Source organism: Gemmiger sp. An50 (assembly GCF_002161595.1).
In the GTDB taxonomy this organism is placed as follows: domain Bacteria; phylum Bacillota; class Clostridia; order Oscillospirales; family Ruminococcaceae; genus Allofournierella.
The window spans coordinates 248,358-269,479 of sequence record NZ_NFID01000003.1; the positions used below are offsets into that span (position 1 = coordinate 248,358).

21 protein-coding genes are annotated in these 21,122 nt (G+C 58.0%); 19 read left to right on the forward strand and 2 right to left on the reverse strand.

Features of this window, described 5'->3' with window-relative positions:
• Window positions 1-8: 8 nt before the first annotated feature.
• Window positions 9-635, reverse strand: coding sequence for an HAD family hydrolase (locus B5G03_RS04860; RefSeq protein WP_087180630.1), 627 nt, complete (start codon window positions 633-635; stop codon window positions 9-11).
• Between the two features lie 164 nt (window positions 636-799).
• Here B5G03_RS04860 and B5G03_RS04865 point away from each other — a divergent pair, with 164 nt between their 5' ends.
• The 5 genes from B5G03_RS04865 (at window position 800) to B5G03_RS04885 (ending at window position 6,213) form a co-directional block, all read left to right on the forward strand.
• Window positions 800-1,099, forward strand: coding sequence for a PRC-barrel domain-containing protein (locus B5G03_RS04865; RefSeq protein WP_087180631.1), 300 nt, complete (start codon window positions 800-802; stop codon window positions 1,097-1,099).
• Window positions 1,100-1,364: 265 nt separating this feature from the next.
• Window positions 1,365-3,275, forward strand: a complete 1,911-nt coding sequence (locus B5G03_RS04870) for an LTA synthase family protein (protein ID WP_242962291.1) — start codon at window positions 1,365-1,367, stop codon at window positions 3,273-3,275.
• A gap of 219 nt (window positions 3,276-3,494) precedes the next feature.
• Window positions 3,495-4,220: a 30S ribosomal protein S2 gene (gene rpsB, locus B5G03_RS04875; protein ID WP_058967216.1), complete on the forward strand. Its 726-nt coding sequence runs from the start codon at window positions 3,495-3,497 to the stop codon at window positions 4,218-4,220.
• Window positions 4,221-4,262: 42 nt separating this feature from the next.
• Entirely contained in the window at window positions 4,263-5,177 is a 915-nt protein-coding gene (tsf, locus tag B5G03_RS04880; RefSeq protein WP_087180632.1) for a translation elongation factor Ts, read from the forward strand.
• A gap of 709 nt (window positions 5,178-5,886) precedes the next feature.
• Window positions 5,887-6,213 carry a YerC/YecD family TrpR-related protein gene (locus B5G03_RS04885; RefSeq protein WP_087180633.1) on the forward strand — a complete coding sequence of 109 codons (327 nt, stop codon included), beginning with the start codon at window positions 5,887-5,889 and terminating at the stop codon, window positions 6,211-6,213.
• Window positions 6,214-6,363: 150 nt separating this feature from the next.
• Here the strand turns inward: B5G03_RS04885 and B5G03_RS04890 are convergent, their stop codons facing one another.
• Window positions 6,364-6,948: a xanthine phosphoribosyltransferase gene (locus B5G03_RS04890; RefSeq protein ID WP_087180634.1), complete on the reverse strand. Its 585-nt coding sequence runs from the start codon at window positions 6,946-6,948 to the stop codon at window positions 6,364-6,366.
• A gap of 377 nt (window positions 6,949-7,325) precedes the next feature.
• Here B5G03_RS04890 and B5G03_RS04895 point away from each other — a divergent pair, with 377 nt between their 5' ends.
• The 14 genes from B5G03_RS04895 (at window position 7,326) to B5G03_RS04960 (ending at window position 21,069) form a co-directional block, all read left to right on the forward strand.
• Window positions 7,326-8,513, forward strand: coding sequence for an ABC transporter substrate-binding protein (locus B5G03_RS04895; RefSeq protein WP_087180635.1), 1,188 nt, complete (start codon window positions 7,326-7,328; stop codon window positions 8,511-8,513).
• A gap of 218 nt (window positions 8,514-8,731) precedes the next feature.
• Window positions 8,732-9,613 (forward strand): branched-chain amino acid ABC transporter permease, encoded by an 882-nt coding sequence (locus B5G03_RS04900; RefSeq protein WP_087180636.1) that lies wholly within the window; start codon window positions 8,732-8,734, stop codon window positions 9,611-9,613.
• A gap of 10 nt (window positions 9,614-9,623) precedes the next feature.
• On the forward strand, window positions 9,624-10,718 hold the full coding sequence (locus B5G03_RS04905) for a branched-chain amino acid ABC transporter permease (RefSeq protein ID WP_087180637.1): 1,095 nt from the start codon (window positions 9,624-9,626) through the stop codon (window positions 10,716-10,718).
• A 3-nt stretch (window positions 10,719-10,721) separates the two neighbouring features.
• Window positions 10,722-11,483, forward strand: coding sequence for an ABC transporter ATP-binding protein (locus tag B5G03_RS04910; RefSeq protein ID WP_087180638.1), 762 nt, complete (start codon window positions 10,722-10,724; stop codon window positions 11,481-11,483).
• Between the two features lie 2 nt (window positions 11,484-11,485).
• Window positions 11,486-12,202 (forward strand): ABC transporter ATP-binding protein, encoded by a 717-nt coding sequence (locus B5G03_RS04915; protein ID WP_058966452.1) that lies wholly within the window; start codon window positions 11,486-11,488, stop codon window positions 12,200-12,202.
• 145 nt (window positions 12,203-12,347) lie between these two features.
• Window positions 12,348-12,737: a BlaI/MecI/CopY family transcriptional regulator gene (locus B5G03_RS04920; protein ID WP_087180639.1), complete on the forward strand. Its 390-nt coding sequence runs from the start codon at window positions 12,348-12,350 to the stop codon at window positions 12,735-12,737.
• Window positions 12,734-13,678, forward strand: coding sequence for a M56 family metallopeptidase (locus B5G03_RS04925; protein ID WP_087180640.1), 945 nt, complete (start codon window positions 12,734-12,736; stop codon window positions 13,676-13,678). The genes B5G03_RS04920 and B5G03_RS04925 overlap by 4 nt, the downstream gene beginning before the upstream one ends.
• 6 nt (window positions 13,679-13,684) lie before the next feature.
• Window positions 13,685-14,569 carry a carbohydrate ABC transporter permease gene (locus B5G03_RS04930; RefSeq protein WP_242962292.1) on the forward strand — a complete coding sequence of 295 codons (885 nt, stop codon included), beginning with the start codon at window positions 13,685-13,687 and terminating at the stop codon, window positions 14,567-14,569.
• A gap of 19 nt (window positions 14,570-14,588) precedes the next feature.
• Window positions 14,589-16,022, forward strand: a complete 1,434-nt coding sequence (locus tag B5G03_RS04935; RefSeq protein WP_087180641.1) for an extracellular solute-binding protein — start codon at window positions 14,589-14,591, stop codon at window positions 16,020-16,022.
• A 32-nt stretch (window positions 16,023-16,054) separates the two neighbouring features.
• Window positions 16,055-16,912 carry a carbohydrate ABC transporter permease gene (locus tag B5G03_RS04940; RefSeq protein ID WP_162613335.1) on the forward strand — a complete coding sequence of 286 codons (858 nt, stop codon included), beginning with the start codon at window positions 16,055-16,057 and terminating at the stop codon, window positions 16,910-16,912.
• A 13-nt stretch (window positions 16,913-16,925) separates the two neighbouring features.
• Entirely contained in the window at window positions 16,926-18,008 is a 1,083-nt protein-coding gene (locus B5G03_RS04945; RefSeq protein ID WP_087180643.1) for an efflux RND transporter periplasmic adaptor subunit, read from the forward strand.
• Window positions 17,999-19,099, forward strand: a complete 1,101-nt coding sequence (locus B5G03_RS04950; protein WP_087180644.1) for an ABC transporter permease — start codon at window positions 17,999-18,001, stop codon at window positions 19,097-19,099. Before B5G03_RS04945 ends, B5G03_RS04950 begins: the two co-directional genes overlap by 10 nt.
• Before the next feature lie 57 nt (window positions 19,100-19,156).
• On the forward strand, window positions 19,157-20,545 hold the full coding sequence (locus B5G03_RS04955) for an MATE family efflux transporter (RefSeq protein WP_087180645.1): 1,389 nt from the start codon (window positions 19,157-19,159) through the stop codon (window positions 20,543-20,545).
• The gene (locus tag B5G03_RS04960; protein WP_087180646.1) at window positions 20,542-21,069 is read left to right on the forward strand and encodes a cob(I)yrinic acid a,c-diamide adenosyltransferase; all 528 of its coding nucleotides are present in this window, start codon (window positions 20,542-20,544) and stop codon (window positions 21,067-21,069) included. Before B5G03_RS04955 ends, B5G03_RS04960 begins: the two co-directional genes overlap by 4 nt.
• Window positions 21,070-21,122 lie beyond the last annotated feature (53 nt).

Consider the following 21,122-nt stretch of genomic DNA (forward strand, 5'->3'; position numbering starts at 1 on the left):
GGTAAAAATTACCAGAGCAGATGCTCCTTGATGGGAATGCCGCAGGTGTTCAGCGCCCGGATGAAGGAGGAGCTGCCCTTGTAGTGGATGCCGGTGATCCCCAGGTCGAAGGCGGCGGTGGTGTTGGGCTTGTGGTCGTCCACAAAGATGGTCTCGGCGGGGACAAGGCTGTACTGCTCCAGCAGCAGCTTGTAGATGGCCGGGTCCGGCTTGGTGAGCTTTGCCTCGCAGGAGGCGATGCCGCCGTCGAACAGGGGCCAGAACTCCCGCTGGCGGATCTCGTCGATCACGTCCTGAGGAATGTTGGACAGATAGTAGATGGAAAAGCCCATCTTCTTCAGCCGCTTGATCACCTCCACGGTTTTGCGGCGGGTCTTCAGCATACGGGCCCAGTCGTCCAGCACGCTCTGTACCTCGAAGGCACAGCCGGCGGCAGTGGCTTTTTCCAGCATCAGGGCGTTGCCCTCGGCCCGGCTCAGCTTGCCGGCGTCCAGCAGCAGCCACTCCTCGCTGCCGAAGGTCAGCTCGAATACCTTCTGCTCGATCTCCTCATTGTAAAAGCGCTCCAGCAGAAACTCCCGGGGCTTGAAGTCGACCACCACGCCCCCCAGATCGAAGATGATGTTTTTATACATAAGGCCAGATTCTCCTTTGCAATCGTCCAAGGGCGCACGGCCCGGGGATATTGCCTTTATTATACACGATTTTCCCCTTTGGGCCAATGCCCCGGCAAAACTTTGGGCATGAGCAGCCGCGCTGGGGCATATCAATGGAAGAAAACAAAAGGGGGCGATGGGCTGTGACATTGCGGCAACTGTGCAAAAAGGACGTGGTGCAGCTGGGCTCCGGCGCGAAGCTGGGACGGGCCGACGATCTGGAGCTGGAGGTGAGCAGTGCCCAGGTGCAGGGGCTGATCCTGAGGGGGCGGCCCCGCTGGTTCGGCCTGCTGGGCAGGGAAGAGGATCTGATCATTCCCTGGCGGCAGATCGAGACCATCGGCGAGGATGTGATTTTGGTGAACTGTCCGCTGCCGGAATCCCAGCGCCAGAAGCCGGAAGAGGGCATTTGGGCAATCTTTCACAAATTTGTAAGCAGCTGAAAACTTGCGCCGCCTGCAAAAAGCATCGTATAATAAACAGCGTTTCCGTTTTACGTGAACCAGAGGCAACACCCCGCAATTCACGCCAACACCTGAATTTATGCGGTGTTGCCGTTGCCAAAAACAATCTGCGGGCAAAAAATTGCCCGGGAAATGAAACAAATACCGCCTGAGCCTCGTTTCCTTTTCAGCAAAGGGTGCGGGGCCGGGGCGGGGAAGTCTGCCGGAGCGGGCCGCGCCGCCCGGTCAAAGGAGGAACAAATCGTTGCAAAGCGTTAAGACAAAACCGTCGATTTTTGACGGCATTGCCCGGCGGCTCAGCCCGCTGCGCTATGCCATGGCTCCGGTGGTGAGCCTGATCACCCTGGTATGTACCGAGTGGATTCACCGGGGCGAGCTGACCATGAAGGTGCTCACCGATAACGTGCTGCCCCATCTGCCCGCCTTCCTGCTCACCTGGCTGCTGCTGGGCTGCATTTATCAGGCACTGGCCCGGGCCACCCGGCTGCATCCGCTGGCGGTAACTGTGACCGGGCTGCTGGGCTGCATCCCGGCGGCGGTTACATACTTTAAATTGAAGCTGCGGGGCGAGCCCTTCTTCCCCTGGGACCTGTCCCAGTTTTCGGAAGCCACCGACGTGGCGGGCAAGTCCGGCGTGGAGCTGCAGACCTCCATGTGGGTCAGCGCGCTGATCTTCGCTGCGCTGTTCGTGCTGGCCTGCTTTGTGCGGGAGCCCAAAACCAGTGTTCGTTCCCGGCTGCTGGGTGCGGGCATCCCCGCTGTGGGTGCGCTGGCACTGGTGTTCGGAGTGTTCATCAGCCCCACGGTCTCCCAGATGGTGGGCATCACCCCGGATATGTGGATGCAGAACCGCTATTACCGCAACTATGGCGTGATCGCAGGCTTTCTGACCAACATCCAGAACCTGCAGGTGGACAAGCCCGCCGGCTACAGCCAGGAGGCGGTTCAGGAGATCATCGACAAGGATGCCTCCCGGGACCTGGCGCCGGAATTCACCGGCAGCTACAAAAACGAGGGCGACGGGGCGGTGAAGCAGCCCAACATCATCTTTGTGATGAACGAGTCCTTCTGGGACGTGGCCGAGCTGGAGGAGTACGGGGTGGAATTTGACCAGGAGGTCACCCCCAATCTGCATCGGCTGATGGAAAGCGCCGCCTACGGCAAGGCTTACAGCCCAAGCTTTGGCGGCGGTACCTGCGATGTGGAATTTGAGGCGCTCACCGGCTACTCGGTGGAGTTTTTGCCCAGCGGCTGCAAGCCCTTCCAGCAGCATGTGACCCGGCCCATGTTCTCGGTTGCTTCTTATTTAAAAGAGCAGGGCTATGCCACGCAGGCCATCCATTGCTATTATGCCAAGTTCTGGAGCCGCAACACCGCCTACCCCAACCTGGGCTTTGATGAATTCATCTCTCTGGAGAATTTTGAAAATCCCGAAAAGAAGCGCGACTACTACTGGGGCGGCGGTCTGGTGACCGACGCCGAGATGACCCGCCGCATCATCCAGGAATGGGAGGAGCGGGATCAGGATCAGCCCCTGTTCATGCACGCGGTGACCATGCAGAACCACACCAGCTACAACGAGGCCAACTACCCCGAGGAGGAGCTGGTGGACATCGTGAAGGCCCCCGAGGGCATCAGCGACAAGACCCTGGGCGCTCTGCGGGACTTTGCCACCGGTGTAAAAGAAGCGGACGCCATGCTGGGCGAGCTGACCGATTACTTCTCCCAGGTGGACGAGCCGGTGATTCTGGTGTTCTGGGGCGACCATTATAATCCCATCGGCAGCGGCTATGAGGTCTACACCGCCGCCGGCTACTCCTCCTCGCAGGACAGCGAGGCGCCGGAGCTGCACCAGATGCCCCTGATGATCTGGTCCAACTACTGGGACGAGCCGGTGGACATCGGCACCGTGGGCGCCTATGAGATCAGCCCGGTGACCTTTGAGCTCTACGGCCTGGAACAGCCCGCGCTGTTCGACCATCTGATCGATCAGCTGTCGGCTTACCGCAGCCGGACCCACGGCGTGACCATCCAGCCGGACGGCTCGGCGGATACCGAGGAGCTGACCGAAGAGCAGACCCAGTGGTTTGACGAGCACTGGATGCTGCAATACGACCTGATGTTCGGCCAGGAATACGCCCTGGGCGGGCAATGAGAGAGGGCGGCGGGGCCTTGCGGGGCTGCGCCGCCCTTTTTTGCGTGGTTTCGCGGCTTTTTTCGCGGAGAAATGCGAAAAAAGTGCTTGTAATCCCGGCACCCTTGTGGTATACTATACCGGCAATACACACGCATTGCTTTGTTCCCCTGTGCCCGCTAGGGTGGGAGACCATGCATGCAATGCGGAGGTAAAAACAATTTTTTGGAGGATTTAAACATGGCAGTAGTATCTATGAAGCAGCTTCTCGAAGCCGGTGTGCACTTCGGTCATCAGACCCGCCGCTGGAACCCCAAGATGGCGAAGTACATCTTCACCGAGCGCAACGGCATCTACATCATCGACCTGCAGAAGACCGTTAAGAAGCTGGACGAGGCTTACAACTTTGTTCGCGAGGTTGCTTCCGAGGGCGGCGAGATCCTGTTCGTCGGCACCAAGAAGCAGGCTCAGGAGTCCATTAAGGACGAGGCTACCCGCTGCGGCATGCACTATGTAAACGCTCGTTGGCTGGGCGGCATGCTGACCAACTTCCGCACCATCCGCAAGCGCATCGACCGTCTGGAGCAGCTGCGCCAGATGAGCGAGGACGGCACCTTTGATCTGCTGCCCAAGAAGGAAGTTGCCAAGCTGGAGCTGGAGATCGAGAAGCTGGAGAAGTTCCTGGGCGGTGTGAAGAACATGCACGGCCTGCCCAAGGCGATGTTCATCGTTGACCCCCACAAGGAGCGCATTGCTGTGGCTGAGGCCCGCAAGCTGAACATCCCCATCGTAGCTATCGTCGACACCAACTGCAACCCCGACGAGATCGACTACGTGATCCCCGGCAACGACGACGCCATCCGTGCTGTTAAGCTGATCGCCGGCGCTATGGCCGACGCCGTGATGGAAGGCCGCCAGGGCGAGCAGAACGCCGCCGAGGAGACCGCTGAGGCTGCTGAGGCCTGAGCACCCACCATTTTCCACCGATAACGAAAGGGGATAATCAAAATGGCTTTTACTGCACAAGACGTTAAGAACCTGCGTGAGCAGACCGGCTGCGGCATGATGGATTGCAAGAAGGCTCTGACCGAGTCTAACGGCGATTTCGAGAAGGCTGTTGAGTACCTGCGTGAGAAGGGCCTGGCCGCCGCTCAGAAGAAGGCTGGCCGCATCGCCGCCGAGGGCATGGTTTACGCCACTGTCTGCGGCAAGGTGGGCGTTGTGGTTGAGGTGAACGCCGAGACCGACTTCGTTGCCAAGAACGACATGTTCCAGACCTTCGTAAAGGATGTTGCTGGCGTTGTTGCCGAGCAGAACCCCGCTGACGTGGACGCTCTGCTGGCCTGCAAGATGGGCGAGGACACCGTTGAGGCTGCTCTGAAGGAGAAGATCCTGGTCATCGGCGAGAACATCAAGATCCGCCGTTTCGAGCGCTTCGAGGGCATCTGCTCCGCTTACATCCATGCCGGCGGCACCCATGCTGTTCTGGTTGGCTTCGAGACCAGCGAGGAGATCGCTGCGAAGCCCGAGTTCGAGGCTTACGGCAAGGACATCGCCATGCAGATCGCCGCTGCCAACCCCGGCTACCTGTGCGAGGCCGACGTGCCCGCTGAGGTGATCGAGAAGGAGAAGGAGATCCTGCTGGCTCAGATCGCCAACGATCCCAAGAACGCCAACAAGCCCGACGCCATCAAGGAGAAGATGGTTCTGGGCCGCATCGGCAAATTCTACAAGGAGAACTGCCTGGTGGATCAGGAGTTCGTTAAGGACAACGAGCTGACCGTTGCCAAGTACACCGATAAGGTGGCCAAGGAGCTGGGCGGCGAGATCAAGATCACCAAGTTCGCCCGCTACGAGAAGGGCGAGGGCCTGGAGAAGAAGTCCGACGACTTCGCTGCCGAGGTTGCCAGCATGATGAAGTAAGTCGATTCCGACTTACCCGCGCCCATTGCGGCGCAGATCATTCGCTTTCATCCTGCCGGTGCGGTGCTGGTCCCGTTTTTGTGGGCGAAAGCCTTTGGGAGAACAGACGGGGCTGTGTGCAGCCCGGCGATCCGATTGTGAATAGAAGGCTTCGGCCCGGCGTTCGCGGTGGTTTTAAGTCGCACACCGCGAAACAGCGCACAAGGGCCGACAAACAAGCCGTAAGGGGCGGCGCTCAGAACGAGCGCCGCCCTTTTTCTATGCTCTTTTCAGGGCTTGATTACAAAGGCAGGCAATGAGCCACAAGCGCGCAAAAAGCAAGCGGAGCATGCTCCGTTTTGCGGAATTTGAAATAGGAAAATCTTGGGTTTTGGCGTTTCAATGGAGTTTTGATCGTATGGTTTTGTCCTTTTGGTACATACACATTGTTCCAATGCACTAATTTGCAATAATAAAGTGGTAATTCGACCAAATCGCTTGCAAATGGCCAAAAGTCGTGCTACAATAATCCCTGCTCATGAGAGATAAGGGCCGTCCGCTGAAAATAAGGTGGGGCAGGCTCTGTTTTTTTGCCTGTGGGAGCTGCGTCAAACCAGGCAAAGCTTTGTGTAAATTAACGTAAAAATTCCATCATGCGGGCTTGCTTTTTGGAATTTTATGTGATACACTTTAGTCAAATAAAACAAGAAAGCAAATTGTGAGGTGCGTAATGGCTGACAAGAATCATCTGAGAAACCCCGCGACCACCGCGTTGTTCGAGGCCATCCTTTCTTTGCAGAGCATGGAAGAGTGCTATACCTTCTTTGAGGATCTTTGCACCATGAAGGAGCTGGCCGACATGGCCCAGCGTTTGGAAGCTGCCAAGATGCTGCTGGATGGCAAGACCTACGAGCAGATCGTGAAGAGCGTGGAGATCAGCACGGCAACCATCAGCCGCATCAACCGCTGCATCCAGTACGGCAACGGCGGCTACGAACTGATCATCGACCGTGTGAAGCAGAATGCCCAGCCCGAAGGCGAGCAGGCTGCGGAATAAGCGGACAGGTTCCCCGAAAGAACAAAAAGAACACCCGGATGAGTTTTCATCCGGGTGTTCTTTTTTGCTTGATGAAGTTTTCTCAAAAGGCCCGGGAAGGCCTTGCGGCTTTCCCCTGCGGCGCAAACCGCAAAATGGCCTGCGGAAAACTTAGTCCTCCTGCGGACGGAAGATGATGTTGCCCTCGTCGTCCACGCCTTCCACAATGGCCAGGCTGGTGAGCTTATAGCCCGCGGCACGCAGGGAGTCACCGCCGGGCTGGAAGCCCTTTTCAATGGTGATACCGATGCCGCACACAGTGGCCCCGGCCTGCTCGCACACGTCCAGCAGACCGTGCATGGCCTTGCCCACCGCCATGAAGTCATCCAGGATCAGCACCCGGTCCTGGGGTCCCAGGAACTTCTTGGCCAGGGTGATGTCGTATTCCTTGCCATAAGTAAAGGAATGTACGGTGGAGGTAAAGACCTCGCCGTCCAGGTTTTTGCTCTTGGCCTTTTTGGCGAACACCACCGGAACATCGAAGTAACGTGCGGTCATGCAGGCAATGGCAATGCCGGAAGCCTCAATGGTGAGGATCTTGTTGATGCCGTCGTCTTTATAAATATGGTAGAATTCCTTGCCGATCTCGTCCAGCAGGTTCACATCCAGTTGATGGTTCAAAAAGGAATCCACTTTAATAATATTGCCCGGGCGGACCTGACCGTCCTTTACGATTCGCTCTTCCAGCAGTTTCATACTTTTATAACGCTCCCTACACAAAAGTATCCCCACCGCGGGCAAAATGCACACACGGAAAAAGGTAATACACCTATTATACAGAAAAGCGAAGGGTTTGCAATGCTTAAAACGCTCTTTTTTGCTGAAAAAACGGCTTTTTGCGGGAAGAATAATAACGAAAGCATTACAAATTGCCAAATGAACAGTTTCCTTTGTCCAAAAAAACAAAGATTACTGTGCATTATCACCACGTTTACGCTTTACAACGATAAAAAGTATGTGAAAATAGCGAATTGCAATTTTGCACTGATGTCCGTATAATTTAGAAAAGCAAAAAATTCCCCCCACAGAAAACAGATAAGGGGTGTGCGGGGGAAGATCGGAGGAGAACCCACATGAAAAAAGCAATGAGTTTGGTCCTTGCGGCCGCAATGGCATTCAGCTTCGCTGCTTGTGGCGGTGCATCCGGCACCAGCGGCGCGACATCCACTGCTTCCGGTGCAGCATCCACCACCGGCACCGCCTCCGGCGCAGCCATTAAGATCGGCGGCATCGGCCCCCTGACCGGCGGCGCTGCCATCTACGGCAACGCTGTTAAGAACGGCGCCGAGCTGGCTGTGGAAGAGATCAACGCCCAGGGCGGCCTGCAGTTCGTGCTGAACTTCCAGGACGACGAGAACGACCCCGAGAAGTCCCTGAACGCTTACAACAACCTGAAGGACTGGGGCATGCAGGCCCTGCTGGGCACCGTTACCACCCAGCCCTGCCTGACCGTAGCTCCCGAGACCGCGGCTGACAACATGTTCCTGCTGACTCCCTCCGCTTCTGCGGTGGACGTCATCAAGGAAGACAATGCCTTCCAGGTCTGCTTCACCGACCCCAACCAGGGCGTCGCTTCCGCGGACTACATCGCCGATAACGGCCTGGCCACCAAGATCGCCGTGATCTACGACAGCTCCGACGCTTATTCTTCCGGCATCCACGACAAGTTCAAGGAAGAGGCTGCCAAGAAGGGCCTGGAGATCGTGGCCGACGAAGCCTTTACTGCCGACAACAAGACCGATTTCTCCGTACAGGTCCAGAAGGCCAAGAGCTCCGGCGCTGAGCTGGTGTTCCTGCCCATCTACTACAGCGAAGCCAACCTGATCATCCAGGAGATGAACAAGCAGGGCTGCACCGCCACTGTGTTTGGCTGCGACGGTCTGGACGGCCTGCTGACCATCGAAGGCGCCGACACCTCTCTGTTCGAGGGCGTTATGCTGCTGACTCCCTTCGCTGCCGACGCACAGGACGAGAAGACCCAGAACTTCGTGTCCAAGTACCAGGAGAAGTTCGGCGAGACGCCCAACCAGTTTGCTGCTGATGCTTACGACGGTGTTTACACCATCCTGGCTGCCTGCGAGCAGGGCGGCGTGACCGCTGATATGGACGCTTCCGCTATCTGTGACGCCCTGAAGACCGCCATGACCCAGATCACTGTGGACGGCCTGACCGGCGAAGGCATGAAGTGGGAAGCCACCGGCGAAGTGAACAAGGCTCCTCGTGCCGTTAAGATCCAGAACGGTGCTTACACCGCAATGTAATTGAAACAGTCCGGCCTGGTCCGGTGCTGAAAGGGCTGCTCGCCGGGGGCGCAGCAGCCCTTTTTTATTCAAAAATCCGGCAAAATCCGGCAGAAAATGCTGCGGGATTCTTGTGTGCACTTTACAGCAGTGCTATAATAATCCATATATTCTGTGCGGTGGCGGCAGACAGGTGTAGGCATCACCGGTCCGCCGCCGCGAAAAAAGGGGAATCGAGTATGGAATTTCTGTCCTACTTAATCAACGGCATCAGCCTGGGCAGTGTGTATGCCATCATCGCCCTGGGCTACACCATGGTGTACGGCATTGCCAAGATGCTGAACTTCGCCCATGGTGATGTGATCATGGTGGGCAGCTACATCGTGTTCATTGCGGTGAACCAGATGGGCATGCCTCCGCTGCTGGCCATTGTTATTTCCATGGCCCTGTGCACGCTGCTGGGCATCGTGATCGAGCGGTTTGCCTATAAGCCGCTGCGCAGCGCCTCCTCGCTGGCGGTTCTGATCACCGCCATCGGCGTGAGCTATCTGCTTCAGAACCTGGCTCTGCTCATCTGGGGCGCGGACCCCAAGTCCTTCACCTCCGTGGTGGGCCTGGCTCCGGTGCAGCTGGCAGGCGGCCGGCTGGTCATCTCCGGCGAGACCATCGTGACCATCCTGGTAAGCGCCGTCATCATGGCTGGCCTGATCTTCTTCGTGAACAACACCAAAATGGGCCGTGCCATGCTGGCCGTGAGCGAGGATAAGGGCGCTGCTCAGCTGATGGGCATCAACGTGAACTCCACCATCGCCATGACCTTCGCCATCGGTTCCGCTCTGGCGGCAGTGGCCGGTGTGCTGCTGTGCTCGGCTTATCCCACCCTGCAGCCCACCACCGGCGCTATGCCCGGCATCAAGGCCTTCACCGCCGCGGTGTTCGGCGGCATCGGTTCCATTCCCGGCGCTTTTGTGGGCGGCATCCTGCTGGGCGTGATCGAGATCATGAGCAAAGCTTACATTTCCACCCAGCTGGCGGACGCCATCGTGTTCGCGGTGCTGATCATCGTGCTGCTGGTGCGTCCCACCGGTCTGCTGGGCAAGAAAATCAGTGAAAAGGTGTGAGGTGGCGGTTATGAATATTCTGAAAACCATGAAAAAGTCCACCCGAAGCAACCTGATCACCTACGGCATCGTGGTGCTGTTTTATCTGGTGATGCAGCTGCTGTCCAGCGGCGGCCTGCTGAGCAATTCCATGCAGGGCATGCTGGTGCCCATCTGTACCTATGTGGTCCTGGCAGTCTCTCTGAATCTGACCGTCGGTATCCTGGGCGAGCTGAGCCTGGGCCATGCGGGCTTCATGAGCGTCGGCGCTTTCTCCGGTGCGGTGTTCTGGATGATCGCAGGTCAGAGCCTGCCCTCCGTTCTGGGTCTGGCAGTGTCCATGCTCATCGGCGGCGTGATGGCCGGTGTGTTCGGCTTCCTGATCGGCATCCCCGTGCTGCGGCTGCGGGGTGACTATCTGGCCATCGTGACCCTGGCCTTCGGCGAGATCATCAAGAACATTCTGAATGCCATCTATCTGGGCTGGGACAGCAACGGCTTCCACTTCTCCATGAAGGACGCCACCTCCCTGAACATGGGCGAGGACGGCGAGGTCATCATCAACGGTGCCATCGGCATCAGCGGCATGACCAAGGCCTCCAGCTTCACTGCTGGCATCATTCTGGTGCTTATCACCCTGTTTGTGGTGCTGAACCTGATCAACTCCCGCGCCGGCCGTGCGATCATGTCCATTCGAGACAACCGCATCGCCGCCGAAGCCACCGGCATCAATGTGACCAAGTACAAGCTGATGGCCTTCATCACCTCCGCCTTCCTGGCCGGTATGGCGGGCGTGCTGTACGCGCTGAACATGTCCGCTCTGGCGGCCAAGAAGTTTGACTACAACACCTCCATCCTGGTTCTGGTGTTTGTGGTTCTGGGCGGCATCGGCAATATCCGCGGTTCCGTGATCGCGGCGGCGGTTTTGTATGTGCTGCCCGAGATGCTGCGCGGCCTGAACGACTACCGCATGCTGATTTATGCGGTGATCCTGATCGTTATGATGATCTTCAACCAGAGCGCCCAGGTGGTCGCCTGGCGTCATCAGGTGTGGGAAAAGCTCTCCGCCACCGGCCCGCTCCAGAAGCTGGCCCGGGTAAAAAAACAAACGAAGGGGGAGGCATGATCCATGGCTCTGCTTGAAGTAATGAACGTGGGCATCGCTTTCGGCGGTCTGCAGGCGGTGGCCCAGCTGGATATGAAGATCGAAAAGGGCCATCTGTATGGCCTGATCGGCCCCAACGGCGCCGGTAAAACCACCGTGTTCAACATGCTCACCGGCGTGTACCGTCCCACTGAGGGCGATATCATCCTGGACGGCAAGAACATCACCGGCAAGGCCCCGGCCAAAATCAACCAGGCCGGCATTGCCCGTACCTTCCAGAACATCCGTCTGTTTAGCCAGATGACCGTGCTGGACAACGTGAAGATCGGCCTGCACAACCAGGTCAAGTATCCCATGTGGACCGGCGTGTTCCGCCTGCCCGGCTTCAAGGAGAAGGAGCAGGAGATGGACTACAAGGCCATGAAGCTGCTCAAGATCTTTGATCTGGACAAGGAAGCCAATCTGCCCGCTTCCAGCCTGCCCTACGGCAAGCAGCGTAAGCTGGAGATCGCCCGCGCCCTGGCCACCAATCCCAAGCTGCTGCTGCTGGACGAACCCGCCGCCGGTATGAACCCCAGCGAGAGCGAGGAGCTGATGAACACCATCAAGTTCGTGCAGAAGGAGTTCGGCGTGGCCATCCTGCTCATTGAGCACGACATGAACTTCGTGATGGGCATCTGCGAATACATCTATGTGCTGGATTACGGCCGGGTCATCGCCCAGGGCAACGGCGAATCCATCCGCAATAACCCCAAGGTCATTGCGGCATATCTGGGAGGTGACTGACCATGGGTGAGATGCTTCGCGTAAGCGATCTGAATGTGTTCTATGGCTCCATCCATGCCATTAAGGATATCTCGTTCCATGTGGACGAGGGCGAGATCGTGACCCTGATCGGCGCCAACGGCGCCGGTAAGACCACCACCATGCACGCCATTTCCGGCCTGCTGAAGCCCAAGAGCGGTACCATCGACTTCCTGGGCAGCCGCATCAGCCAGATGGAAGCCCATAAAATCATCCGGCTGGGCCTGGCCCAGGTGCCGGAAGGCCGCCGGGTGTTCAGCCACCTGACCGTGCAGGAGAACCTGTCCATGGGTGCGTTCACCCGCAAGGACGGCGCTTCCGCCATCGCTCAGGACCTGGAAATGGTGTTCGACCGTCTGCCCCGCCTGAAAGAGCGGCGCAAGCAGCAGGCGGGCACTTTGTCCGGCGGCGAGCAGCAGATGCTGGCCATCGGCCGTGCGCTGATGTGCAAACCCAAGATGCTGCTGCTGGATGAGCCCTCCATGGGCTTGTCGCCCCTGCTGGTAAAGGAGATCTTCAAGATCATTGAGGACGTGAACAAGGACGGTGTGACCGTTCTGCTGGTGGAACAGAACGCCAAGATGGCCCTGGAGATCGCCGACCGCGCCTACGTGCTGGAAACCGGCACCGTAAAGATGGAAGGTCCTGCGGACGAGCTGGCCAACAACATCGAAGTGCGCAAAGCCTACCTGGGCTGCTAAACCCAAAACGACCGAAAGTCCCTATGCCGAAGTTGTTTGGCATAGGGACTTTTTTGTGCGGCAAAAAGGAATTGACAAGATTATAATACAAGTGTATTATAATCTTAATTAATACAGCTGTATTATAAACAAAGGAGAGACGACGATGAAGGAATCAATTCGCAGGCTCCCGGATGGAGAGCTGGAAGTGATGCAGGCGCTCTGGCAGGCGGACCACCCGCTGCTGCGCAGTGAACTGGACCAGGTGCCGGGCCAGAAAAACGGCTGGGCGCCGCAGGTTTTGGTCACGATGCTGACCCGGCTGGAAAAGAAGGGCTTTGTGCGCCGGAACAAAGAGGGGCGGGGATATCGTTACGAAGCGCTGATCAGCCGGGACGAGTATCTGGCCAGCGAGAGTGAAAGTCTGTTGGAGCGGTTGTATGGGGGTCAGCCCGCCGGATTCATCGCAGCCTTGCAGCGGGGCAAGGGCCTTAGTGCGGCGGATATTCAGGAGCTGGAAGCCATCCTGCAAAAGGCGAAAGAGGAACTGAAATGAGCGGTACACAGCTGCTGTTGAATGGATTCGGGCTCAGCCTGTCAGCGGGGGCGGCGATCCTGGTGCTTTTGCTGCTCCGCTCGGGTATTGCCCGGCGATACAGCGCCCGCTGGCGGTGTGTAGTTTGGCTGCTGCTGGCTGTGCGGCTGCTGATTCCTCTTCCGCTGGAAAGCGGGATTCTTCGGATTGAACTGCCCCAAAGACTGAGCCAGCCCCAATACGGCCAAAGTGCGGCGTATTCACTCCCACAGAAGGATGCAGCACCGGTGCCGCAAGCTGCCGGGCAGCAGAAAAAGGAAAATGATACAGAGCAACCGCCGGCATCACCGGACCCGGAAGCAGATTTCCAGCAGCCGGAAACGCCGCCCATTCTGCTGCAAAAGGCGGGGCCGTCTGCGCTTTCCGTTGCTTGCGGCGTGTGGGTCAGCGGGATTCTGCTGTGCGCGGCGGGACAGCTGCTGCGGTATTTTCTCTGGAGGCGGCAGACGCTGCGGTGGAACCGGCCGGTTCAGGATGAAAAACTGCTGCAACAAATCGCAGCGGAAAGCAGTGCGGCAGGGCTTTCCCGGCCTCCGCGGGCTTACTACAACGCAAAATTGCCTGCGCCGCTGGTTTTGGGGTATTTCCGTCCGATGCTTCTTTTGCCGGAAGTTTTTTCCAGCGAACCTGCTATGGGAGCGGTGCTGCGGCATGAATGCATCCATCTGAGGCGTGGGGATTTGTTTTGGAAGCTGCTGTTTCTGGCGGCGGCCTGCGTGCACTGGTTCAATCCACTGGTGTGGATCATGCGCGGAACGGCTCACCATGATCTGGAGCTTGCCTGTGACGAAGCGGTGCTAGTAGGGACGGATACTTCCCAGCGAATCCTTTATGGGGCTGCACTTCTGGAACATGCAAAGAAACCTGTAGCACGAGTGGACGCTTTTCACGGCAAGGCGTGAGGGATCATGATGAAACGAGCAATACGAGAAAAACTTCGTCCGGCTGCCCGGCGGCAGGCACAGACCGGGTTAATGCTGGCCGCTCCGGTGTTTCTGGGCAGCGGGATCTTTTTTCTGCTTCCGTTTTGTCTGATGCTTCGCTACTCACTTACATTTGGAATCGGCGGGTTCCGGTTTGTGGGGCTGCGCAATTACCGGGAGGTGCTGGAAAGCCCGGCCTTCCAATTGGCGGCAGTAAATACGGTGCGTTTTCTGGCGGTGGGACTGCCGCTGATCATGGCATTGGGACTGCTGCTGGCGCTGCTGCTTCGGCAGAAGCTTCCGGGAGCTGGCCTGCTGCGCCGGGTGTTGCTGTTGCCCATGGTGCTCCCGGTCGCCAGTATCGTGATGCTGGTGCAGATTCTGTTTGCCGGTCCGGGCATTTTGAACGGGCTGCTGGAACAGTGGGGATTATTCCCCCGGCAATGGCTGAACGGGCCGGAAAGCTTCTGGGTACTGGTTGGCCTGTATGTCTGGAAAAACTGCGGCTACAATGTGGTGCTGTTTCTGGCCGGGCTGAATATGATCCCGGAGGAGCTTTACCAAACGGCCGAGCTGGACGGTGCGGGCCCCTGGGCAAAATTCCGGTTCATCACGCTGCCGCTCTTGATTCCCAGCCTGTTTTTCGGTTTTATCTTCGGCATCGTGAACAGCTTTAAGGTGTATCGGGAGGCGTTCCTGCTGGGCGGGGAATATCCGGCCCAGAGCATCTATCTGCTGCAGCATTTTTCGAACAACAATTTCCGCAACCTGAATTATCAGCGACTTTCCGTGGCGGCAATTTTATTGTTCAGCGTGATTTTTCTTCTGGTGGGGCTGCTGCTGTGGGCCCAGCGGAAAACGGAAACATAACGGCAAGGGAGGAAGGACCATGAACTGGCTCGAACGGTGGAGACAAAAAGCAACGAACTGGCTGAGCGACACACCGGAAAGCTTCACCAGCGCGTTCCATGAAAAGAAGCAGATGAAGGAACGCCTGGAAGCAGCGCTGGATCAGAGTACAAAACGAAGCGGCCGCGCAGCTCTGGTGCTGGCCGCAGCAGTGATTCTGGGGCTGGGCGGTTTCGCGGTGTGGGGAATCTCCCCCACACAAAAGCAGACGGATGCGCTTCGGGTGCTGTGTGTGGCGCCGGAGTATACCGGCCGCTATTCGGAATTCAAAGCCATGGAGAAGGCGAAAGCCCGGTTCGCAGCTGCCTGGCCGGATGTGGAGCTGACGGTGGAGTATTTCTTCATTGATGAATCCAGCGTACAGAATGAGGAGAAGCTGACCCAGCTGCGCACCCAGATTATGGCCGGGGATGGTCCGGACGTGCTGTTCAGCACAGGCGACATCTTTTTGCAGAATCCGGCCAAGCAGATGGCGGCAGGTGTTTTCTGCGACCTCACACCGTATATGAAAGCGGAGAGAGAGGAGCTGCCTTCACTGAAGGAATTGGTGCTGCAAAGCGGCCAGGAGCGGGGGGAGCAGTATGCGATCCCGCTTACTTATTGGGTGGAGTCCCTGAACAGCACGGCCGAGCGTTTTGCTCTTTATGGAATTGACCCGGGTGCTGTTTCGGACCGGCAAGCGTATCTGGATACCATGCAGCACTTTCTGGAACAAAATCCGCAGCTGAGCTGGAGTGGCGGAAACCGGGCAAATGCAGACTACGTTCTGGCACAGACCTTTGTGAGCCTGTTCCCGGAGCTATGCGATCTGCAAAATGAGAGCCTTCCGCTGGAAGATGCGCAGGTCCGCCAGTGGCTGGAGCTGTGCCGGCTGGAATACGAGCGGGTGGCCGCGTATCCCCGAGATGCATCGGAACAGACCCCTCCGGAGGATCAGTTTCGGCTGTTGGGGCTGCAGCAGCTGAACGCGGTGAAGCAGGGCGAGACCGCGGATTGTCTGGTGGCCCACAACCAGCAGGGAGGGACCACCGGGATCGTGGGGCAGTGGGCCGGGGTGTTGGCCAATTCGAAAAACCAGCTGAACGGCTGGCGATTCATCCGGACCATGCTGGAGGAAGAGGTGCTGTGGACTGGAACCAGTGAGAGCGACAATTACGGCTGGGTCTTGCAGGGAAGCGAAAACTTTGTGAGCCAGCAGGTCAGCTCCACAAAACCGCTGGAAACGCTGTATGGCGGCTCTCTCTGGCTGGAGCGTTATATGGACCAGGTGGGTCAGACCAGTGCAGTGGTTTTTACCATGGAGCCCTATGAGACGTTGTTGGAAACCTTCCAACCCTATTTTGAGGGTACGGCGAGCTATGAGGACTGTGCCCAAAAGGCGCAGAACTACTGGCAGATCTACCGCACGGAATAAGAAACTACATGCACAAAAGGAGGAAACGGCAGATGCGGCGCATTCCGGCAATGATTCGTATCCCGGCAGCTGGCATTCTCATGGCCGCGGCACTGGCAATTCTGCTGCCGGTGTGTTTCACCCTGCTGGGCAGCCTGATGAGCCCCGGGGAGATCGAGTATTACTTCGGCCCGGTCTACGAGGGGACGGCGGAAGAGGCGGTGCGGCTTCATCTTTTGCCGGACCGGCTCTCGCTGGAAAGCTGGTATCAGGTGCTGCTGCGCAGGCCGGACTATCTGATCAAGTTCTGGAACAGCCTGCTGCTTTGCACGGCTATCGTGCTGGGGCAGCTGACGGTCAGCTGTATGGGTGGCTTTGCGTTTGCCAAATACCGTTTCCCGCACAAGGAGATTTTGTATTATATCCTGATTATCCTGATGCTCATGCCGGTGCAGGTCACGCTGGTACCCAACTATATTGTGCTGGACTGGCTGGGCCTGCTGGACCGCTGGGCCTGCCTGGTACTGCCGGTGGCGCTGGCTCCCTTCGGAACCTTTCTGATGACGCAGGTGTTCAAAAGCGTGCCGGATGAACTGCTGGACGCTGCCCGGCTGGACGGTGCTTCCACAAGGCAGCAGCTGGTACGCATCATGATTCCCGCCGCCCAAAGCGGGGTGGTAAGCCTTGCACTGCTTGCCTTTATTGATGCATGGAATATGGTGGAACAGCCTGTGACCTTTTTACGGGATGCGTCCCGTTATCCGCTCAGTGTGTTTCTGGCCAGCGTCAACAGCGAAAATTTTCCTCTAAGCTTTGCTTGCGGCGTGCTGGCGTTGCTTCCGGTGCTGCTCCTCTTTTTGTTCTTCCAAAAGGAGCTGGTGCAGGGAATCGAATTTTCCGGGTTGAAATAAAAGGAGAACGGCGATGAACACATATAAAACTGCCGTGCTGCGCTGGGGGCTGCGTCTGGCAGTGATTCTGGGGCTTTGTACGGTGCTGGCAGGAGTGATCCAATCCCAGCTGATGCCCCAGGTGCAGGCGGTGAAACCATATTCGGGCCGACTTTCCTTCACCGAGCATTACCTGGCCACCGCCGCGGCAGAGCAGCCGGAGCAGCAGAGTGTACAGGCGGCGGGCAGCTGGATAATTCAGCAGGCAATGGCAGAAGAAGGGCAGGCCGTCCGCAAAGGGGATGCCCTGCTGTTGCTTGATGTGCAGGATCAGATGATCCGGCTGCAAACTCTGGAAGCGCAGATCCAGGAGCAAACCAATTACATCAACGCATACAATTGGACCGGCGGCGACCGGCTGGTACTGGAGCAAAAGCTGGAGGCGACAAAAATGGAATACCGGCAATTGAACGCCAGCTTCCCGGCAAACGGCGTGGTAACGGCCCCGGCGGATGGGGTTGTGGCAGAGCTTGCCGGACCGGGTGCGGTATCGGTGGGGCAAACGGTTGCGTGCATCACCCCTGACCAGAACACGGCCGCGAACTGCATTCAGTGGAGCCTTACGGCCGCACAGGCGCAAACCCTGCTGGAACAGGAAAAGCTTGCCTTGGATGTGACCTGCCGTGCAGAGCAGGAGGACGGAACGCTGGAAACGGTGGAAGTCTCCACTGCACTGGAACCATACGAATGGGAGGAAGAGACGGGCGTGTACCGGTTTGAAGCCTCGCTGCCGGTGGAACAGGGAATTGTCCGTCCAGGCGCGCAGGTGGAGGTGACGGCGAAAAGCAGCAGCCGGGAATATGAGTGCCTGGTGCCGCTGTCCAGTCTGATTCTCACCGGCCCGGAACAGTATGCAGTGGCAAAGGTGGAGCAGACCGACGGGATCTGGGGCGAGGAATACAGGGTGCATCTGGTCATGGTGGAGCTGCTGGAAAGCGACGCAGTAAATGCTGCGGTCGAGCCGGTGGGCGAAACGATCGGCAGCAACGATTTCATTGCATCTTATTTTGACCGGGCTTTGGCCGACGGGGAGCAGGTACAGCCGTTATGGAGCTGAAAAAACGCATTGGAGTTTGGCTGGCAGCCGCGCTGTTTTGCTTTGCCATGCAGTGCAAAGCGGTCTGGGACATGCGGTCTGCAATGCCGGAGGCTGTGGTGTTTTCCAGTTCGTCCGGGGTGGGCGTCAGTGTACAGCAGGCAGAAACGGCACTTGACCGGGCAGCTGCAGCGGAAGAACAAACCGGAACAATTGCGTTCCCGCCATTAAAACAGGAGAAAGCGGTCCGCCTGATTGCCGCGACCATCAATTATGCGGCCGCAGTGGGAATGAGGTTTTGCGCAGGGGGCTGGTTTGGACCTGATGCGGTTCTTCAGCACCGGGCTTTTGCGATAATTCCGGATACGTTGGTCCTGGAATTGCTGGGAAACGATCAGGCCATCGGAACGGAGCTTTTGATTCAAGGCGAGTATTATCGAGTTTGTGGAATCTATCGGGCAGACCGGCGCTTTTTGCCAAGAGCCTGTGCGGGAGAATTGCCGCGGGTGTATTTGAGTCGTTCTCCCGGCTGGGATGGGGCAGAAGAGATGCTCGCCACGGAACTGCTGCTTTGGTCCGAAGAGCAAAGCACGCTGGAACAGCTGCGGGAAACGGCTCAGTCCGCTGCGGGTGGTATGCTGTCCGGCAGTGTACAGGACCTGCGCTGTGTCCGGCAGTTTGCCTGCCAGCTGTGCCTCTTCACGATCATCGGTGCGGGTGTGTGGCCCCTGCTGCGTTGGGCCAACCAGGGAATGGAAGCGTTGATCGGTTTATTGCGGCAAGAAGATAAAACACCGCGTGATGCAATGCTTCAGATTGGCTGTGCACTGTGGGGGCTTGCAGGGCCTTTGGTTACTGTCTGGGGGTTAAGCCGTTTGGTGCAGTTGCCGCAAAGCTGGCTGCCCCCGGAACAGATCTTTGATTGGAAGTGGTATCTGGAACGTATTCTGATCTTTTATCAGGCATTGTTCAGCGGTCCGCAGCAGTATCAGGCGCTGACCGGCTGCTATCTGCCTTTGATTGCGGCATGGGGAGCAGCGGCGCTGTTGTGCTGTTTGGTCATGGAGCAGTGGCTGTTTTATGCTTTTGCCGGGAAACGAAATATGCTATAATAAAAAGCACTCAGCCCAGCGTTTGCCGCCGGCCGCGCGGGGTGGGTGCTTTTTGTTTTGGTATGGAGGCGGTTTTCGTTGACAAAGGATCTGACCCAGGGCGGCATCACAAAGACCTTGGTTCTGTTTTCACTGCCCATGATCGCGGGCAATCTGCTACAGCAGCTGTACAACATTGCCGATACCCTGATCGTGGGCCGCTTTTTGGGGGCGAACGCTCTGGCGGCGGTGGGTTCAGCCTACACGCTCATGACCTTTCTCACCTCGATTCTGCTGGGCCTTGCCATAGGCAGCGGGGCGCTGGTGTCCATCTGCTGGGGCCAGCGGGATGGTGAGCGGATGCGTTCCTGCGTGGCGGCCTCCTTTACGCTGATCGGCGTGCTGGCTGCCCTGCTCACTCTGGGTGTTTATCTGCTGGTGGACCCCATTCTGGCCCTGCTGCAGGTGCCGGAACAGGTCTGGGACCTGATGCGGGTGTATCTGCTGGTGATTTTTGCGGGCATTCCCGCTACCTTTCTGTACAATTATTTCGCCTGCATGCTGCGGGCGGTGGGCAACTCAGCGGTACCGCTGGCCTTTCTGGGCGTTTCCTCGGTGATGAACATTGGGCTGGATTTGCTTTTTGTGCTGCGCTTTGACTGGGGCGTGGCGGGGGCGGCCTTTGCCACTGTGCTCAGCCAGTATCTGTCCGGCATCGGGCTGGCGGTGTACAGTCTGTTCGGAGCCCGGGAGCTGTTGCCCCGGAAAAAGCACTGGCGCTTTGGCCGGGCACGTCTGGCCGAGGTGGCCAGCTACTCGCTGCTCACCTGTATGCAGCAATCCATTATGAACTTCGGCATCCTGATGGTGCAGGGCCGGGTAAACAGCTTCGGCCCAGCGGTAATGTCTGCCTTCGCGGCCGCGGTGAAGATCGACACCTTTGCCTACATGCCTGCCCAGGACCTGGGCAACGCCTTCTCCACCTTTGTGGCCCAGAATTACGGGGCAGGCAAGGCCGACCGCATCCAGAAGGGTATCCGGCGGGCGGTGGCCATCTCGGCCGGGTTCTGTGTGGCAGTGAGCGCATTGGTGTTCCTTTTCGCTCACCCATTGATGCTTATCTTCGTGGCCCCCGAGGAGACCGAGATCCTGGCCATCGGTGTGCAGTATCTGCGCATCGAGGGCAGCTTTTATTGCGGCATTGGATGCCTGTTTTTGCTGTACGGTCTCTACCGGGCCATGGAAAAGCCGGGCATGTCGGTGGTGCTCACCATCCTTTCGCTGGGCACCCGAGTCATCCTGGCCTATGGCCTTTCCGCTATCCCGGCCATCGGGGTCACCGGCATCTGGTGGTCGGTTCCCATCGGCTGGTTTTTGGCGGATGTGGTGGGCTTTGCATACTACTGGAAAAACCGTGCCCGGCTGCAGGCTGTGCTGACCGGGAGCGCAAAAGGAGAAATAACATGAAAGAACGCTTGACACATCTTTATTTCGGAAACGGCAAGGGCAAAACCACCGCCTCCATGGGCCTGGCGCTGCGGGCGCTGGGCAACGGCTGGCGTGTGGTGGTGGTCCAGTTCCTGAAAAGCCATCCCAGCGGAGAGATTGCGGGCCTGGAAAAGCTGGGCGCCAAGGTGATCCGCAGCACCGAGACCATGAAGTTCGTGTTCAAAATGAACGAAGAGGAGAAGCAGGCCGCCCGGGCTGTGCAGCAGAAGATGCTGAATGAAGCCGTCCGCCTGGTGGACGAGGGCCAAGTGGACCTGCTGGTGCTGGACGAGGCGGGCTCCCTCTGCGAGTTGGATATGCTGGAGGATATGAATACCCTGCGCCAGCTGGTGGAGCACAAGCCCGCCGGACTGGAGCTGGTGATCACCGCCCACGAACCCGCCCAGTGGCTGATGGATGCGGCGGACTACTGCACCGAAATGCGCTGCCACCGCCATCCCTTCGACCGGGGCATCCCGGGCCGCAAGGGCGTGGAATTTTAAAGCATCCTATGTAACAAATAAAACGCCCGTGACCTGGCAAACGCAGCGCAGGT

What these genes read in the sequence shown, in the direction of transcription:
- B5G03_RS04860 (WP_087180630.1), bottom strand. Translation starts at nt 635, where the DNA reads ATGTATAAAAACATCATCTTCGATCTGGGGGGCGTGGTGGTCGACTTC.
- rpsB (WP_058967216.1), top strand. Translation starts at nt 3,495, where the DNA reads ATGGCAGTAGTATCTATGAAGCAGCTTCTCGAAGCCGGTGTGCACTTC.
- tsf (WP_087180632.1), top strand. Translation starts at nt 4,263, where the DNA reads ATGGCTTTTACTGCACAAGACGTTAAGAACCTGCGTGAGCAGACCGGC.
- B5G03_RS04885 (WP_087180633.1), top strand. Translation starts at nt 5,887, where the DNA reads ATGGCTGACAAGAATCATCTGAGAAACCCCGCGACCACCGCGTTGTTC.
- B5G03_RS04890 (WP_087180634.1), bottom strand. Translation starts at nt 6,948, where the DNA reads ATGAAACTGCTGGAAGAGCGAATCGTAAAGGACGGTCAGGTCCGCCCG.
- B5G03_RS04895 (WP_087180635.1), top strand. Translation starts at nt 7,326, where the DNA reads ATGAAAAAAGCAATGAGTTTGGTCCTTGCGGCCGCAATGGCATTCAGC.
- B5G03_RS04900 (WP_087180636.1), top strand. Translation starts at nt 8,732, where the DNA reads ATGGAATTTCTGTCCTACTTAATCAACGGCATCAGCCTGGGCAGTGTG.
- B5G03_RS04905 (WP_087180637.1), top strand. Translation starts at nt 9,624, where the DNA reads ATGAATATTCTGAAAACCATGAAAAAGTCCACCCGAAGCAACCTGATC.
- B5G03_RS04910 (WP_087180638.1), top strand. Translation starts at nt 10,722, where the DNA reads ATGGCTCTGCTTGAAGTAATGAACGTGGGCATCGCTTTCGGCGGTCTG.
- B5G03_RS04915 (WP_058966452.1), top strand. Translation starts at nt 11,486, where the DNA reads ATGGGTGAGATGCTTCGCGTAAGCGATCTGAATGTGTTCTATGGCTCC.
- B5G03_RS04920 (WP_087180639.1), top strand. Translation starts at nt 12,348, where the DNA reads ATGAAGGAATCAATTCGCAGGCTCCCGGATGGAGAGCTGGAAGTGATG.
- B5G03_RS04925 (WP_087180640.1), top strand. Translation starts at nt 12,734, where the DNA reads ATGAGCGGTACACAGCTGCTGTTGAATGGATTCGGGCTCAGCCTGTCA.
- B5G03_RS04930 (WP_242962292.1), top strand. Translation starts at nt 13,685, where the DNA reads ATGATGAAACGAGCAATACGAGAAAAACTTCGTCCGGCTGCCCGGCGG.
- B5G03_RS04935 (WP_087180641.1), top strand. Translation starts at nt 14,589, where the DNA reads ATGAACTGGCTCGAACGGTGGAGACAAAAAGCAACGAACTGGCTGAGC.
- B5G03_RS04940 (WP_162613335.1), top strand. Translation starts at nt 16,055, where the DNA reads ATGCGGCGCATTCCGGCAATGATTCGTATCCCGGCAGCTGGCATTCTC.
- B5G03_RS04945 (WP_087180643.1), top strand. Translation starts at nt 16,926, where the DNA reads ATGAACACATATAAAACTGCCGTGCTGCGCTGGGGGCTGCGTCTGGCA.
- B5G03_RS04950 (WP_087180644.1), top strand. Translation starts at nt 17,999, where the DNA reads ATGGAGCTGAAAAAACGCATTGGAGTTTGGCTGGCAGCCGCGCTGTTT.
- B5G03_RS04960 (WP_087180646.1), top strand. Translation starts at nt 20,542, where the DNA reads ATGAAAGAACGCTTGACACATCTTTATTTCGGAAACGGCAAGGGCAAA.